Below are 17,688 nucleotides of genomic sequence, written 5' to 3'. Positions count from 1 at the left end.
AATAACTAGTTCCCGTAGCGTATGGGAAAGAAAGACCTCATCATAGGTGCCGTCGGACTGGCACTGCTCATGACCGCCATAGCGGGCATGATAGGGTGGTATACCTCAAATACGCGTGTGAGGGCTTTGGAGGCGCAGTTGCAAGAACTCCGGCGTCAGGAAATGCGTTCTGCCGTATTACAGAGTGTAAGTAAGCAGATGGAGCAGATAGCTTTTCAACAGAAAGAAATCTCTGATGAACAGCGTGAGGAAGCTCTTCAGCAGACCCGCGTGGCCAATGAGTTGCGTGAGCGTTCGGAAGCAGAGCGTCGGAATGCCATCCAAGCCCAACAGCAGGCAGTCGTCTCTGAGCGTAAAGCCCTCGAAGCCTATGACCAGGCACAAAGTCAGCGCGAGATAGCTGAACAACAGCGTGTACAGGCTGAGTTCTCCAAACGGGTGGCTGACACGTTGAGCTATGTGACCTTGGGGCGTACCCTAGGTTCCCTTGCCATTGCGCAGTTCAGGGCTGGGAATAACGATTTGGCTAATATTCTGGGCTTTGCTGCTTGCCTGTATACCAGTCGCTACAAGGGTGATATCTATAATCCTTCGGTCTACCAGTCTCTCTCTCTTTGTAGCCAGAGTAAAAGTGAGTGGCCGCGGCATGAGGGTGCGATACGTGATCTGGAGTTCATGCCCCAGACGGATAACGAATTGGTAACCGTCAGTTCCTATGGTGAGGTGCTCTATCATGTCCGCGATGGCAATAGGCTGAAGACAACAGCTCTTCTCAGGGATCGTCACTATGATTTCCGGGATGTGTATATCTATCCCGAAAATAAGAATATCTATGCGGTGAGTCGTACTGGCAGTCTGTTTATCAAGACCTCAAAAAACAGCCAGATTCTGCCTCTTACCAACATGCTGCATCCTTTCGCTATTGAGCCCATGCAGGATAAGCGCCATTTGCTTATTGTCGGAGAGAATAAATTGGCTAAACTCGACATGACCACCAATACTATTGTCGGTTCGCAAGATCTGGACTTCATGGTGACGCTGTGTTCCCGTTATGACTATGCGCCTGCCATTTTCGACAATAAGGGAAAGATGCACACAGTGAGAGATTTGAATAAATTTTCGTCCAGGAAAGTGCCCGTTTTGGGGAATGTGTCGGCTTTCGCCAGTTCTAAGTCGACTGGCTATGAGGCTTATGGTCTGAACGACGGCACTATTTTTTTGTTAGACAAACAGAAGAAAATCTTCCGTCTGGTCGGTCATCGTTCTCGTATCTCCAAGCTCAAACTTAACGGTTCACAACTCTATTCCTCGAGCTTTGATGGTACGGTGAACCTATGGATGACCAACAAGGAGAAGATAGAACCTATGCCTCTCGTCAATACCAACAACTGGATTTTGCATTTCACCTTCGACTCCTCGAAGAACTACTTGTGGACAGCCGGACAGCGGGGTACTATCTCGGAAGCCTTGATTTCAACCCAGGCGATGTTCGACAAGTTGCAGAAGAAAGTCAACCGTAACTTGAGTCAGGAAGAATGGAACTACTATATTGGTCGTAACGTGCCTTATGAGTCGTTTTTGTTACTCGTCAGAAAGGGGGTGCGCTTATGAAACGATTGCTGATTCCTTTGCTGATGCTGTTGCAGGCCATGGCTCTCTCGGCTCAGGGCGTGCCTTTCCTGAAAAACTATACGCCTCAGGAATATGATGCGCATAATATCAATTTCGATCTTAAGACAGGTGCCGACGGCACCATCTATTTCGCTAATTTCGAAGGCGTGATGTATTATGACCATGCGACGTGGAACATCCTCTATAACTCGGGCATCACTCGTGTCACTGTCGTCTACCGTGATAAGAATGATGTAATTTGGACAGGCGGTTACAACTATTTTGGTCGCGTCTCCAAGACTGAAAATGGTGAACTCTACCTGCAACGGGTAGGTAAGCCAGACCTGTTCATGGGCGAAGTACTTGAAATATGGGAAAAGGATGGTCAGCTTAATTTTGTCGTCAACGATGGTCAGTGTTTTCATGTGAATGGAGATAAGGTGACCGTCTACAAAGAACTTGGAAATATATCCAAGACAGGTCTGACTGACATTATCAATCCTGATGTTATCGATGAAAAAGGCGAGTTGGAAGTGCTGACCGATATCACACAGGTGATAGACTTGAAGCAAGGGCAAAAGGCTTCCGTCAAGAAAGGGCATGGCATTCTCGTTACAAACGAGAATGGTGAGGAACTATACACGGTTACCGAGGCTAATGGATTGATAACCAGCAATGTCCAGTGGATTGATTACGATGACCATGGCTGTATATGGGGAGCCACCGAGAATGGCGTCTTTGCGATGGCTGTCCCTTCTGCATTCTCCCGATTTACGGAGCATGAAGGATTGAAGGGTGAAGTGGTGGCCATGACGGAATATCATGGTCAGAAGTATGTGGGAACCAATGATGGCCTCTTTCGGTTGGAAGGTAGACGGTTTGTTAAGCTGCCGGGATTTGATTATACCTGTTGGCATCTGATTGTTACTGATGAGGGTCTGTTGGCTGCGACCAGTGTCGGCGTTATGTTGATTACTCCTAATGGCGCGGTAAGGCGGCTAACCGCTACCAGCTGTCTTTCGCTGATGGACGATGACCAGCAATATTATAGTGGTGAGATTGACGGTCTTTGGGTGACACAGAAAAATGGTGGTGGCCGTAGAAGAGTGTGCAAGCTGGAGAAAATATCGAAAATTGTCAAGGATGCCGAAGGGACTATCTGGTTGCAGAGCATGTATGGTGCAATCTGGAGCAAGAAGGCTCAGGAAAAGGAATTTGCACCTTATAAGAATGAAGGCTCTGAAGATGTTGCGGCCACCATCGTGGAGATCAACGGTAAGATGCAGATTGTCAGGGCCGATGACACCGAGCCTTTCCCATATCCTATGTTCACTTATTCTGATCCTTCAGGTGTGCTTTGGCTGACGAATCCAGATGGCAAAGGTATCTATCGTTGGAAGAATGGCCAGCGGGTGACTGACCTTGACCAGTTGCTCTATCCGTTTGCCAAGATGACTGTCAGGGCCATCATGCTGCACAACGATGAAATCTGGCTGGGAGGGTCCGATGGCGTGGTTATCATCAACACGAAACAGAAGGACCCCATCATGGAAACCAATCCTCAGCTGAAAATTCGCAGTATTGTGCTGGGTAACGATAGTGTGTTTTGGGGTGGTTATGGCGATATGCCAGAAGAACTACCTATCTTGGATAGCGATGACTCTAACCTGCGTTTTGTATTTTCGCTCGACTATGAGGCCCTTGTTGGTGAAACGGTCTACCGATATAGACTGAACAACGGAGAATGGTCTGCCTGGGCCGACAACCATTCTGTGGAATACAATAATTTGTCATACGGCAGTTATACCTTCGAGGTGCAGGCCCGTGATGCCTTTGGACGTGAGTCGGAGGTCGTATCCATCGATTTCTATATCAAATATCCCTTCTATATGCGCTGGTATATGAACCTGCTGTATGTTCTGCTGGTGTGCTCTTTGGTCTATCTCGTGCTCCGTCTGCGAATGCGTAACCTGCAACGGGATAAGATCCGTCTGGAGCAGATTGTGGAGGAACGGACAGCCGAGGTGAGGAGTGCGCAAAAGGCTCTCATTAAACATGAGAAGATGGCTACCGTTGGTAAGCTGACGCAAGGACTTATCGACCGTATATTGAACCCGTTGAACTATATCAACAACTTCTCAAAGCTCTCTGAGGGTCTTGTCAAGGACATTAAGGCCAATATCGAGGATGAGGAGGAACACATGGATAAGGAAAACTATGAGGATACGATGGATGTGCTCGACATGCTGAAAGGTAACCTACAGAAAGTGGGAGAGCATGGACAGAACACTACGCGAACCCTTAAGGCCATGGAGGAAATGCTCAAGGACCGTAGCGGTGGTGTTGTTACCATCGATCTCCGCAACATTCTTCGTCAGGACGAAGAAATGTTCGCTACCTACTATGCTAAGCAGATCAGCGACCATCATATCCGTACCCTGTTTGACTATCCCGCCGCCCCTGTTTATGTCAACGTCAATCCTGATCAACTCAGCAAGGTGCTGATGAACTCATTGGGTAACAGTGTCTATGCTGTGGTGAAGAAAGCCCAGCGCATGGACTACCAGCCGGAGATCGCATTGAGGACCGTTGTCGACAGCGATCAGGTGACGATAACCATCTACGATACGGGTCTCGGCATCGAGGAGAAGATTCTGAGCAAGATCTTTGATCCCTTCTTTACGACGAAGACCACTGGCGAGGCTGCCGGTATCGGCCTCTACCTGAGTCATGAAATTATTCAAAACTATGGTGGTGATATCTCCGCCCGTTCCGTTAAGGATGAGTTTACTGAGTTTACCATCACCCTGCCTAAACAAACATCACCAACCTATGGAGAAACAGATTGAAGAACTCAAAGAACGATTGCAGAAGCAAGAGAAGCTAGCCTCATTGGGTATGCTTAGTGCAGGTATCGCCCATGAGATACAGAATCCCTTGAACTTCGTTATCAACTTCAGCAAGATGAACGATAATCTGCTCAGTGACCTCACAGAGCTCGTCAACGCCCATGCCGACAAGCTACCTGCTGATGATCGTGAAGAGATTGCTGACATCATGGTTGGCCTGAAGGATAATATGGCGAAGATTGTCGAACATGGTGAGCGCGCCATCAGTATAATCCGGGGTATCCTGCTCGTATCGAGGGGTAAGGAGGGCGAGCTCCTGCCCTCAGACATTTGCAAGATTGTAAAGGAGTATACGTGGCTGGCTTATCATGCAATGCGTGCTAACCACAAGGGCTTCAATGTCGGAATTCATGAACGATACGAGGATGGTCTGCCGCAGATGATGTTGATACCTCAGGATATCAGCCGTGCCGTTCTTAATGTGATGAACAATGCCTTCTATGCAGTCTGGCATAAGGCACAGACGGCTGCTGAAGACTATAAGCCCGAGGTCTCTGTCAGTGTTGTTTCCCATGACGGCAACGTCGTTATCACCATGAGCGACAACGGTGAGGGAATGACCGACGAGGTGAAAGAGCGGTTGTTTGAGAACTTTTTTACCACCAAACCTATCGGAAAGGGTACCGGACTGGGTATGGGTATTACCCGCGAAATCGTTGAAGACCGCCATGGTGGCAAGATCTCCTTCGACTCAACAGTAGGCGAGGGTACGACATTTATATTTAGCATACCAATCAAGGCATGAACAGAAGGAGATCCTTATCTATCGTCGTTGCGCTGTTGCTGGCAGTTCTTACTGTCAGTGCTCAGGATGATTCTCCCCGTCAGATGTTAGAACAGGCAGAAGAGGCGTACCAGATAGGAAGGATATTGGAAGCCAAGAAACTGGCCGAAGACTGCGTCAAGAGGCTGGATAATGCCCAGCGGCTTTCTGGCTACCGTTTGCTGTCACTTTGCTGTCTGGCCCTCGACCAGCAGGATGATGCTCGACGCTATGCTGAACTGGTACTCAAAGAAAATCCGTATTTTACGCCTACAATTGATTACCCGCCCCGCTTTGTTGATATGATTAATGACATCAAGCAGGGCTTAACCACCACCATCTCCACGGCGTCCAACCAGAGTGAGAGCGTCAACGAAGCCCCTGTGCCCATCACCATCATTACGGCCGAGATGATAGAGGAACTTGGTTACAACAAGAACCTCAACCAGATCCTGGCAGCCTATGTGCCGGGTATGGCAGAATTGGCATCCACATCCATTAGGCCAGGTGAGAATCTGGCGATGCATGGTGCCTTTGCCTATGGACAGGAGCTTATCCTTATCATGGAAAACGGCCATCGTTTGAACAACCGTTTTAATAATATCGGATCTACCGGCTATTCCATCAGTCTTGAGAAGATCGACCACATAGAGGTGCTTCGCGGTCCTGCTTCGTCTTTGTATGGTAATGTGGCCCTTTCTGCCGTTGTGAACATCATAACCAAGAGCGGTCGTGATATCAATGGCGTCAGAGCCCGTTATGGCTATGGCTCCTTCAATACCCATAGGGCTGATTTGCTGGCGGGTACGCAGTTCATGGATGCCGACATTTCAGCCTGGGCTTCACTTTATAGATCTGACGGACAGATCCGTCATTTTAATGATGGTGAGGGATACTATAAGGAATATGCAAGTCCTGTTGCCAGATATTATAATTTTATGGTTAATTATTATTCTGGCCCTGACAAAATCTATGTTGATAGTTATAGGGATACCCCATCCTACGACCTTGGCTTTGCTTTTAGGCTGAAAGGCTTTAACCTGCAGTTTAGTCATAAGAGTGGTAAGAAGCTATTCCAAACAGCTTCATATTGCGGGTATGATTATAGTCACTACCATAGTATAAATAACCTCAAGCCTGGCAACGCATTAGACGAGACACATGCAGAGATTGGGTATTCCCGTCAGTTGGGAAAGTTCTCCTTAGATGCTTCACTTTATGGCGACTGGTATTCCTTCAGGAGATATGAAGTCTGGTATGATTCTTTATCGTCGCTTTCTTACAAGTATGACGAGAATGGTTATATTTATGATGAAGAGGGAAACAAAATTTATGATATAGAGGAAGAAGGATCTAGATCGAATTATGAAAGTTTCAAAGAAAACACGATTGGGGGTATGCTGAAAGTTGGCACAGACTATCGCATTGCCAACATGAAGGGAAACCTGTTGGTTGGCTGTCAATTTGAGCATTCCTCCGCCGGTTCCAGAGTTTATTTTTATGGAGACGAAGATGATTTTATAAGAGAAGGATCATATTACTATGAAGATTTGGCATTAGTAGGAACTGAGAACATTCTGTCCCTTTTCGTGCAAGACAAACACTACTTCACGCCACATCTTATTATGAACGCTGCTCTGCGTTATGATCAGAAATCCCAGAATGACGAAAAACAGACGACCTTCTCCCCACGTTTGGCGCTGATGTATGTACCAAACGACCGTTTTAGCCTGAAACTGTCATATGCTGAGGCTTTTGCTGATTTGGCCTTATTTTACCATTACGTGTTTAATTATTCCTACGAATTGTCTCCCCAGCGACTTTCGGCTTTTCAGTTGACGGCCATGGGTAAAATTGCTCCGTGGAATTTGAATTATGAAGTCAACCTTTTCTATAATAATTATACCAACCTGCTGTGCTTATTTACAAGGAATGATGCTGATAGCTATTCATTTAATAAACGTTTGAATAGTGGCCAACTGAAAAATGCTGGTATAGAGGCTACCGTCCGATATACTAACCAGCGGCTCTCGGGTGCTCTCAACCTTTACTATTGTCATAACATTAAATGTGAAGATTACTACTATAACGACATGGAGAAAACAGTGACGGCTGTCCCCCATTTCACGATGAATCTTCATGGTGCTTATAAGCTCATTCAGACCGCCAATCACGAACTCAAAGTCTATGGCCATGCGTCCTATATTGGCCGTCGGTTGAACCAAACAGAATACTTGAAGGACGATTATTACGTGAAGGCTCAGGCATTGTTCGACCTCGGTGTCAAGTATAGCTACCGTCAGCGTCTGGATATCTCCCTTGACTGCGAGAATCTCCTAAACTCCGACCGTTATCTCTGTGGTCCTCTTGACACGTTTCACCCTATTTTCCAGCGAGGACGTAATCTGATGGCTTCTATAGCCTTTCATATATAATAAACCAATCAAGATATGAACAAAAGAAGACTCTTTCCTATCGTCGTTGCGCTGTTGCTGGCAGTTCTTACTGTCAGTGCTCAAGAAAATTCTCCCCGTCAGATGTTAGAACAGGCAGAAGAGGCGTACCAGATAGGAAGGATATTGGAAGCTAAGAAACTGGCCGAAGACTGCGTCAAGAGGCTGGATAATGCCCAGCGGCTCTCAGGCTACCGTCTGCTGTCACTTTGCTGTCTGGCCCTCGACCAGCAGGATGATGCCCGACACTATGCTGAACTGGTACTCGAAGAAAATCCGTATTACACGCCTACTATTGATTACCCGCCCCGCTTTGTTGATATGATTAATGACATCAAGCAGGGCTTAACCACCACCATCTCCACGGCGTCCAATCAGAGTGAGAGCGTCAACGAAGCCCCTGTGCCCATCACCATCATTACGGCCGAGATGATAGAGGAACTTGGCTATAACAAGAACCTCAACCAGATCCTGGCAGCCTATGTGCCGGGTATGGCGGAGATTGCACCCTATTCCCCGGGTGAGAATCTGGCGATGCATGGTGCCTATGCCTATGGACAGGAACTTATCCTCATTATGGAAAACGGTCACCGTCTGAACAACCATACCACCAACATCGGAACAACCGGCTATTCCATCAGCCTTGAGAAGATCGACCACATAGAGGTGCTTCGCGGTCCGGCTTCGTCTTTGTATGGTAATGTGGCCCTTTCTGCCGTTGTGAACATCATTACCAAGAGCGGCCGTGATATCAATGGCATCAAGGCACGTTACGGCTATGGCTCCTACAACACCCACAGGGCTGACATACTGATGGGTACACAGTTCATGGATGCCGATATTTCCGCTTGGGCATCGCTCTATAGGTCTGACGGACAAATTCGTCATTTTAATGACGGCGAGGGCTACTATGCCAGTCATTTATCTACTTCATATACATGGGGCTATAATTTCAATGCCTGTGTGGGGCCTGACAGACTTTATATCGATAGCTATAGAGACACCCCTTCTTATGACTTAGGCTTCACCTTTAGGTTGAAAGGTTTTAATGCAATGGTCAGCTATAAGAGAACCAAGAAACTATTCCAACATACTAGTAATTCTGGCTATGATTATGATATTTATTCTAATGTCTTAGGCAACAAGCCCGGTGAGGGTAATGAGGAGACGCATATAGAGTTTGGTTACACCCGTCAGTTGGGCAGATTCTCTCTCAATGCCTCACTTTATGGCAGCTGGAACACCTCGCACCATTATGCTGTTAACTATGACACTTTATTTCTTCGAAGGGAAAATATAGATGAAATGGAGTTCTCTGATGAAGAAATTGATCCTGACGATCAAACGATTGTAGAAGACAGGGGAATAGATGTCAGCGATTATAAGGAGTCTTCATTTGGTGGCGTCATAAAAGTAGCTACCGACTATCGTTTTTCAAATATGAAGGGAAACCTGTTGGTAGGCTGTCATTTTGAGCATTTCTCTATCAATTCCATGGTGGGCTTGGCTATAAATGAGGGATCTGAATCTGTCTCCATTTTCGATGAGACACTGACTGAGGGAGGAAGGGAAGACAATCTCTCTCTGTTTGTGCAAGACAAGCACTACTTCACACCACAGTTCATCTTGAATGCAGGTCTGCGTTTCGACCAAAGATTCCGTAAGGTAGATCAGTTGACAACTTTTTCCCCACGTCTGGCCCTGATGTATGTACCTAGCGACCGTTTTAGCCTGAAGTTGTCGTATGCTGAGGCTTTTGCCGATATGGCGTTTTATTACCGATACATTCTTAATGGGGTTTTTAAACTAGACCCTCAGCATCTGTCGGCTTTACAGTTGACGGCTATGGGTAAAATTGTTCCGTGGCACCTGAATTATGAATTCAACCTTTTCTATAATTATTTTCTCAATCTGCCATGCTGGGCTAGCAGCAGGATAGACGAGGACGTTCTTGATATGACAAAATCCATGAATAACAGCCAAATGAAAAATATCGGCATAGAGGCAAGTGTCCGATATACTAACCAACGGCTTTCAGGCGGGCTCAACCTTTACTATTGTCATACCGTTAGTTGTGAGAATTACTACTATAATAGTATAGAGAAAGTCGTAACGGGCGTTCCCCATTTTACCATGGGCCTTTTTGGTGCCTACAAACTCTTTCAGACTGCCAGTCACGAACTCAAGGTCTATGGCCATGCATCCTATATTGGCCGTCAGTTGAACCAAACCGATGTCATGAAGGATGATTATTATTTGAAGGCACAGGCGTTTTTCGACCTTGGCATCAAGTATTGCTACCGTCAGCGTCTGAATATCTCCCTTGACTGTGAGAACCTCCTGAATTCCGATCGTTATATAATCGATGCTATTGATGATAAGCATCCGGTTTTCCAGCATGGCCGTACCCTGATGGCCTCTGTGGCTTATACCTTCTGAATCAAACAGATAATAAACTATAATAATAGATATATATGCCAAAATCAACTAGCAAAACTGAAAACAATGAACTCCAGCAGCTGCAGGCCGAGAACGCCGCTCTGCGAGAAGAGATTGATCAACTGAAGGATGAGATGATGCGGCTGATTAGTCGTAACCTTGACCTCTCAGAACGCTTGGAAGACGATGTAGACCTGCGTCGCCGAGTGGAAGTAGCACGCGAATTGCTTGAGGGTAATATCGAGCGCCAGCGGAATGCAGACCTTCAGGACGACGGTCAGTTGATGGCCCTTATTGAGATGCGTGTCGAGAGCGACATGCTCCATCAGAATCCTGACTTCGATACTGCAGCCTTAGCCCGGCTGTTAGGCGTCAGTCAGGAACGCCTGAACCGCCTTTTCCGTAGGCAGACGATCTATCGTACGCCCGAGGCCTATATCGACAACATACGTCTGTTGTCAGCCATGCGCATGCTCCGCGAGCAACCTAATTACACGATAGCTGTGATTGCCGAGGAGGCTGGCTTCGGTAACGTCCGTACCTTGCAGCGCCGCTTCCAGGAAGCCATAGGTATGACTCCCGTTGAATACCGCCTGATGATGACTCGCGACAATTAATGTCATTTAGTCCTTCACAGGTCCGGGTAATCCGACAGATTCCGGGAATCACCCCCCGTTTTGTCGCAAAAACGCTCTCGTGTCGCAACCACTTGGGCAAAAAACAGGGGAAAAACCTTTGAAGCATACAAGATATATACTACTTTTGCAAAAAAAATCAGAATAAAAATAGAAAATATGGCATTAATAGCAGCTTTAGAATTCGGCGACAACAACATTAGACGTTACACCAAGCAGTATCTGCTTGCTGACTGTCGCTTTGTTTTTGATCGACCCTACAACGCCTTCAGTCCGGAGCGTCCGGCCCGTTGCGAGCGTTTGGAGGTTGTGGTGATTGCACCGGGTAAGAAAGATCTCGGTCTCTTCCAGTGGTTCTCTAATCAAGAAATCCGTGAAGGTCGTATCGCCATCAGTCTGATAGGAGATATGATGCAGAATCAGGCAGACCCTCAGGTGATTTATTTCGAGAACGCCAAGTGCCTCTCGCTCTCTGAGATTTATGATATCGACAACTCCAGCCGACGACTCGTCAAGTTGGCCATTGTAGCTGATTCGATAGAAATAGAAGATGTAGAATTTAAATGTGTGTAAGCGATGGCAACATTATATTCCAATGAATTGAAAGCTGTTGTCGTGATGGATAATTTCCTCGACAACCCCATGAACGTGCTGAAAGAGAACTGCATGACCGTTCAGCATTTTAATTACGACTGTGAGCACAAGCGTAATGAGGCCGGTGATATCTACGGTGCCTTGAATCCTGTCATTCTTGAGTTTACCATCCGTGCAAACTCTCCTCGTCAGGCCAAGGCGTTCTATAAGGAACTGGTGTCCAACGAGCATACCAACTTCTCTTTTCTGTTTAATGTGACTTATAATGAGAACCAGCGTCTGAATTCCTATGAAGATGGAATGGTAGTCAACGGTTACATCGTACATATCGAAGAGAAATATTCCTCTACCACTAATCAGGCAGGTAGCAACACGCAGATTGAGATGAAGGTGACCCTTCTGTCACGCTCTGTGACCTACCTCGGTGTAGACAATAATTTCCAAAGTACGTTTATTCATTAATTATTATATATGGCAAAATTAAGATTAACAATACATCAAGTCAATTGCTACCAGGATTCTACTCTGAAAAGTCTTGTAGCAAGAGACTTGCATGTCTCCAACGAGATGGAGACCGATACCATCTCTGTCAAGGTTTCCGATACCGACGGCATGGATTATACCCTGAATCTGGTAGATCTGAGCTTTAAGAAGAAGATGTATCAGCCTACAGAGGTCTCCGCAGAGATACAGCTGACCAAAGCACTAGGCAGTAAATGGAAAACCATCGGAAAGAGTGTGCTTATCGAGTTGTTTAAAAACAAGAAGGTATCGCTTGAGGAGATGGGAAAGGATGCTCAGAACAACGAGTGCGTGAGTCATACAATCGGTAACGATTTTTATGTCCAGGAAGTGAAACCTCGCTATAAGACCGATTCATTGTTTGTTACGTTGAAGATCTATAGCCCCGACAAACTGTTGACACTCAATCATTTTAGTCGCTCATTCGTGGGTAAGAAACTTATTGAAGATATCCTGACTGACGAGCTTAAGCAAAAGGAAACGGATGAAACCCTACCAGACGGATCGAAGAAAAAGGTGTACACCTATCCCCTTCCTTATGATAACAGCAAATCAATAGTACTGGAAAGCAGCGGTGCCCAGCAGTTGTTCTATACGAAGGGCTCTGAAAAGAAGGAGCACATCTTCCCGTATCTGGTACAGTATAACGAGAGCTTCTACGATTTCCTGGCCCGTACTACCAACCGTTGGGGTGAGTTCTTGTATTACGAGAATGGCAAGCTGAACATCGGTTACAACGCTACTGCTAAAGAGAAGACGATCGACAAGGATTATAACGATATCACATATGTCAACCTTGACAATGAGAGTAAGATTATTCCTGAGACTGAGAAATATGATTGTGCAGCTTCTGAAGAGAAAGACTTCATTGGCAGTACACTGAGAAAGAGCCCTAATTCTATCTCAGGTAACTTGTTCTGTCCTAACGGAAAGGGCGACAAGGTGGCTATGAAGGAAGTTGCAGCCTTACTCAAGAACGACAAGAACATACCTACTTATCTGACTAACCGCTTGTTTGATAATTCCTATGATCTTCTTGTCAAGGAGTTAGGCGTCTTAAAGGATAACAAGAGTTTTGATAAAGACTATTTCCCCGACAAAGACAAGCCGGGATTGGACGAACAGTATGGTGACTATAATTTTGGTGATGACGACAATAAAGATATAGCAACCGGTTATAACCTGTTCTCAGAAATCAATACCGATTATAATGAGAAAAAGTACTTCAAGATTCTGAAAAAAGAGTTCCTTGCAGCCAAGGATGCCGTCAACATTGATTATGGCACCACATGCCCCGAACTGAATCTGGGTGATATTATTAACGTCAATGGTGAACCGTTCCTTGTTTTCGAAATCTCTTCCCATGTCGACGAGAATACTTATTACGATTTAGATAAAGATACAAAAGAAATTGAACAGGTGACTGTCAGAGCTCAGGTGTTCGAGGTCATTGCCACTCCCCAAAACAGTGACAAGATTTTCTATCCCGTTGTGATTCCTTCTGGTCATGTTAAGATGTCTGATCCTCAGATCGCAACCATTACCGATGCGGACGACCCCAGTGGCAAGAACCGTGTCAGGGTGATGTTCGATAAATGGCAGACCATTCATTTCGAGGACGAGAAGAAGAAAGAAAGCATCACTGATGAGACGAAGAAACTCTCTTCGCCCTGGCTTACCTTCACGGCGGGTTCTGCCGGCTCTCCTATTGTCGGAAAGCATTATGAGAAGAATAAGGTGCTGGTGGGCTTTATCGACGGAAATGTGGAGCGTCCCTATGTCCTGGGCGGCGTGACCTCAAAAGGTGATGGTAATGATTACATCCAGAGCACGCCTGGAGGTCACCAGTTTACAATGACCGATGATGAAGAAGGTATTGCCTCCTTCTTGAATGGCATGTTCCTTCCGGGCGTTGGTACAATAACGCCTTTCATCTCCCTCATCCCTGGATTCAGCGCTTTTAAAGAGGCTGTATTAAAACCCTCAGCAGGTTGTAAGAACAATATCGCTCTTGGTGGTGGATTTGAGCTTGCGGATAAATATGGTATTTACAAGATCTCTGGTTCTACCGATGGACGTGAAGTATCCATCGCATCTCCTTGGGGTGAAGTGAATCTCAGCGCTTTCTCAGGCATTAACATCTCTGCTCCTAACGGTGACGTCTCCATTTCTGGTAAGAATGTCTCTATCTCGGCCGGTAATAATCTGGAGATCACTTCAGGTACCAATGTTAAGTACAAGCTGTTGGGTGAGACCATTGATAAGAGTGGTGGTGATATTGCTTCTGCTTTCTTTGGAAATATGGCTGCTGCCGTTACGAAGAAACTGGCACAGAAGGCTCTGAACATTGTCGACCTGTCGATGGTGAGGAATGTGCTCGACATCTTCTGGCGCCCAGCTGAAGGAAACCTGCGTGTTAAGTCCAACAGATACCTGATGCTAGAGTCGGGTAAGGGTGAGTGCGACTATCCTGCAGCTGCCTATAAGGACAACGCTACAGTTCAGGAAGTCCTCAAGAAGAAGGCGAAGGAGGATCTCCGTCCAGGCTTGAAATTATCATCAGGTGTGGTTGAGATGATAGCCAGAGTAAATACATTGGGAAATAAGATTGATGCTGACTATCGTACTGCCTATAACAAGTGCTGTGATCTTCGTAAAGAATATGTTGAAGAGTACGCAAAAGCCGTGAGATGGTCGGATGATTATGATCCAGCCAAGTCCGTGGCCGAGAATCCGAAGATCTGTAAAACCTATGATGATCTGAAGGAGACGTTATGGAAGAATCCTAAGGAGCCAGATCTCAAAGTAGCAGATTTGGATTTCAAGGACAATTACAAGTTCGCTAAGAATGACGTTAAAGATAAGGCATTGAATTACTACTCATCAACTCTGAATAGTCCAATCTTTATAAAGGAAGATGTGAGAAGAGAAGCCGTTGTTAATAATCGCATCGCTTCTAGGGATAAACTTCTAAAGATCGCTGTCGATCTACAAAATGCAATAGCAGATTTGCAGAGCATGTATGGATTGTCAGAGAAGGATGTCAATGCTTTGTTTGGTGCATGGAAGGATCGGAATATTCCTGATGATTTCCGAAAAGCGCTTATCACAGCCTTTAAGAAAGATAAATTGGGCGACACATTCTATTATAAGGAGATTGTGGATGATAAGAAGGCACTGACAACCAAGTATGAAAATAATGACCTAGAATCTCAGCGGAAGGCTTTGAAGCGTAAGGCTGCCATCACGCTGCTTACAGAAATGGGCTTCAAAGATGAATGGCGCAAGGGAGTTGTAGATCGAACAGTTCCTCTCGTACCACCAGTAGCGTTAGCACCGGCTGCCGCTGTACCAGGCATTCCTGCACCACCTGCCGCTATTCCACTCCCCACTCCAAATATGGTACCATTGCCACTCAAAACGAATGAGGCGGATCTCACTGATGAATATTGGACCGACTATCTGACAACGCTTGTCGCTGTACCTCAGCTTAACCCCGTACAGTGGAAAGCACTCAATGAGTTGAAGAAGGCTGCACTGGGTGCTGTAGACAATCTGTATTTCTTCAAGAATATCAAGGAGAATTTGTCATGGGGCAATGCCAAGAAGGGAGCCATTCTCTTTTCTTCAAGTGAGAATGTCTATAGTCTGAATAATAACGCTATTGAGGAAATTGAAGTCGCCGCTAAGGAAAATCTGACGAAGGATGACGACGTTGAAGCAAACGGGCCGGTAAACTCTTTCCTCGATGCAATTCGTAGAAAATTGAGTTCTTTTGATTAATTATAGTTATGGGATATATATATGATGACTGGAAGAAACTGTTAGAGAACTTCCAAAAAAGCGTAGAGAAAGATCTGGAGGAGATCCACCAGCAGAAGGCAGAGGTGCAGCAGATCAAGAGTGATATCTTCAACAAGATGGGCGAAGGCCTTTTCTATCATGACGACACTCGTATCGTTATCTCCGCACCGGAAATCGTAATCGGTAACGTCGACAGAACTGGCGATCTGCAGGGCTTCGGGCGTATCATCGTCAAAGGCAATGAAATCTCTCAGGAGGGTGTTGGTACTAATGGCCGGATTATCTCTCGTGCACCGAGCATACGCCAGGTGGCAGTTGATCCTGGTATCGACGGACTGGAGAATGTGGTATGCCCAACCTCGGAGATTGTCTCTCAGGCTACGGATATCGTGCTCCACAGCAGCGATGCCAAGGATGCCTTTTCTCAGGCTCCAGCTCTCGCTGGTAAGGGCGGTGTCAGGATTCATGCTGACAACAGCCTGCAGTTAGAGTCCGCTGTTTCGGCTGATGGCCGGAAAAAGGCTATCGAGGACGAGGTGAAAGATCTTTCTACACAGGCCGACAATCTGAAGAAACAGATGGATGGGCAGAAGAAGACATTAGACACATTCTTTAAACAGATGTCCAACTTGTTGGATGCTGAAGAGAAACTGAATGTTTCTGATGGTTTCCTGTCACGTGTCACTCTGAAGGATATAGATAATCTGCATGATCAGATGGAGTCTGTGATGCCTTCGTTGTATAGCACCACTGCCGATTTCATCCATACAGTCTCGCTGCTGGCTGAAGTGAACCGTAAGAAGAAGGCACTAGAGGCCGAGAAGAAGGAGATTAAGACTGGCGACGACTTCAAGAAAAATACCACTGGTGCCTCGATGAGTATCGTAGCAGAGAATATTACCATGTCAACCTCTGATGGTGACGGCAATTTCCACATTAATCCTGAGGCTGGCATCAGCATCCAGACACCACGATTCGGCGTGAGCATGTCCGACGGTACTGGTAAACTCGTTGAAGACGGTACCTTTACAGTTAATTCACAGAATATCTCTCTTACCTCTGTTAATGTGACTAACGACGGAAAGGAACTTCCTGTTGTTGGAAAGGTTAATGTCAAGTCGAAGGAAATCATTATGGAGGCTATCGACTACCAGAAAGACGATAAGGGAATCAAGGAAAAAGAACTGACAGCCGATAGTAAGATCTCGATGACCGCCAAGACCATTGAGGTGGCTACCACGAATCCGAAGGATATTGAGCGCGACGATCAGGACAAGATTACTAAGGGTGAGTACACTGCCGAGGGTGATGTCATCTTCAGGTCGAAGACCTTTACTGTCGAGAGCCTTGATTATGAGGTGAAGGACGGCAAACTTGCGACGAAGGCCCTTACCAAGGACGGTAAGGTTTCCGTACGCGCCGAGAAGACCGCCTTTCTGGCTGCCGATGCCGAAGGCAAGTCTACGGGTAGCTTCAGCGTCAACGCCAAGGCTGTGGATGTGAAGTCGATGGATGTCGACAAGGAGAAGCTGACCGACGACAAGCTGGCTGCAGGCAGCACGATGACGCTCGTCTCAGAGAAGATGTACATGGGTGCGAAGTCGAAGGACATCAAGAGCAAAAAGCTGCAGGCCGTGAGCGAAGAGATGGGCCTGTTTGCCGACAAGACGTTCGAGGCCCAGCAGGGCGACGGCAAGGCTGTTGTTCAGCTCGACGGCGGCAACGCCAACGTTGGTGGCAGCAAGACGGCAGTCTATGGCGACACGACCATCAATGCCAAGACCGAGGTCAAGGGCGAGCTCAAGGCTCCGAAGGTGTCGGCCGACAGTGTGGAGGCCAAGAGTGCGCTCAAGTCGCCCAATATCAGCGACGGTATGGCCGTAGGAGCCGGTGGCGGTGGCGGCAGCCTGAGTGCGAAGCTGAAGACCGAAGACGCTCCGAAAGAAGGGTAGGAGAAA

The 17,688-nt window shown here is 46.6% G+C and carries 10 protein-coding genes; all 10 read left to right on the top strand.

Going from position 1 to position 17,688, the window contains the following annotated elements; genetic code table 11:
* The first annotated feature begins 21 nt into the window (after window positions 1-21).
* The 10 genes from BMY16_RS01365 to BMY16_RS01320 all read left to right on the top strand — a co-directional run bounded on the left by BMY16_RS01365 (window position 22) and on the right by BMY16_RS01320 (window position 17,682).
* Window positions 22-1,611: a hypothetical protein gene (locus BMY16_RS01365; protein ID WP_091839018.1), complete on the top strand. Its 1,590-nt coding sequence runs from the start codon at window positions 22-24 to the stop codon at window positions 1,609-1,611.
* Window positions 1,608-4,460 carry a sensor histidine kinase gene (locus BMY16_RS01360; RefSeq protein WP_091839016.1) on the top strand — a complete coding sequence of 951 codons (2,853 nt, stop codon included), beginning with the start codon at window positions 1,608-1,610 and terminating at the stop codon, window positions 4,458-4,460. Before BMY16_RS01365 ends, BMY16_RS01360 begins: the two co-directional genes overlap by 4 nt.
* Window positions 4,444-5,265, top strand: coding sequence for a sensor histidine kinase (locus BMY16_RS01355; RefSeq protein ID WP_091839013.1), 822 nt, complete (start codon window positions 4,444-4,446; stop codon window positions 5,263-5,265). Before BMY16_RS01360 ends, BMY16_RS01355 begins: the two co-directional genes overlap by 17 nt.
* Window positions 5,262-7,718 (top strand): TonB-dependent receptor plug domain-containing protein, encoded by a 2,457-nt coding sequence (locus BMY16_RS01350; RefSeq protein ID WP_091839010.1) that lies wholly within the window; start codon window positions 5,262-5,264, stop codon window positions 7,716-7,718. The genes BMY16_RS01355 and BMY16_RS01350 overlap by 4 nt, the downstream gene beginning before the upstream one ends.
* Window positions 7,719-7,733: 15 nt before the next feature.
* Window positions 7,734-10,175, top strand: a complete 2,442-nt coding sequence (locus tag BMY16_RS01345; RefSeq protein ID WP_091839007.1) for a TonB-dependent receptor — start codon at window positions 7,734-7,736, stop codon at window positions 10,173-10,175.
* 35 nt (window positions 10,176-10,210) lie between these two features.
* Window positions 10,211-10,792, top strand: coding sequence for a helix-turn-helix domain-containing protein (locus tag BMY16_RS01340; RefSeq protein WP_091839005.1), 582 nt, complete (start codon window positions 10,211-10,213; stop codon window positions 10,790-10,792).
* A 177-nt stretch (window positions 10,793-10,969) separates the two neighbouring features.
* Window positions 10,970-11,383, top strand: a complete 414-nt coding sequence (gene tssD, locus BMY16_RS01335; protein ID WP_091839002.1) for a type VI secretion system tube protein TssD — start codon at window positions 10,970-10,972, stop codon at window positions 11,381-11,383.
* A gap of 3 nt (window positions 11,384-11,386) precedes the next feature.
* On the top strand, window positions 11,387-11,866 hold the full coding sequence (locus BMY16_RS01330; protein WP_139207087.1) for a hypothetical protein: 480 nt from the start codon (window positions 11,387-11,389) through the stop codon (window positions 11,864-11,866).
* A 105-nt stretch (window positions 11,867-11,971) separates the two neighbouring features.
* On the top strand, window positions 11,972-15,709 hold the full coding sequence (locus BMY16_RS01325) for a phage baseplate assembly protein V (RefSeq protein WP_091838996.1): 3,738 nt from the start codon (window positions 11,972-11,974) through the stop codon (window positions 15,707-15,709).
* An 8-nt stretch (window positions 15,710-15,717) separates the two neighbouring features.
* The gene (locus BMY16_RS01320) at window positions 15,718-17,682 is read left to right on the top strand and encodes a hypothetical protein (protein WP_091838993.1); all 1,965 of its coding nucleotides are present in this window, start codon (window positions 15,718-15,720) and stop codon (window positions 17,680-17,682) included.
* The last annotated feature ends 6 nt before the right edge of the window (window positions 17,683-17,688 follow it).

Origin of the sequence: Prevotella sp. ne3005 (assembly GCF_900110085.1) — a bacterium.
Lineage (GTDB): Bacteria > Bacteroidota > Bacteroidia > Bacteroidales > Bacteroidaceae > Prevotella.
The sequence above is the reverse complement of the archived record's forward strand: the minus strand, read 5'-3'. Positions and strand labels throughout refer to the sequence as shown.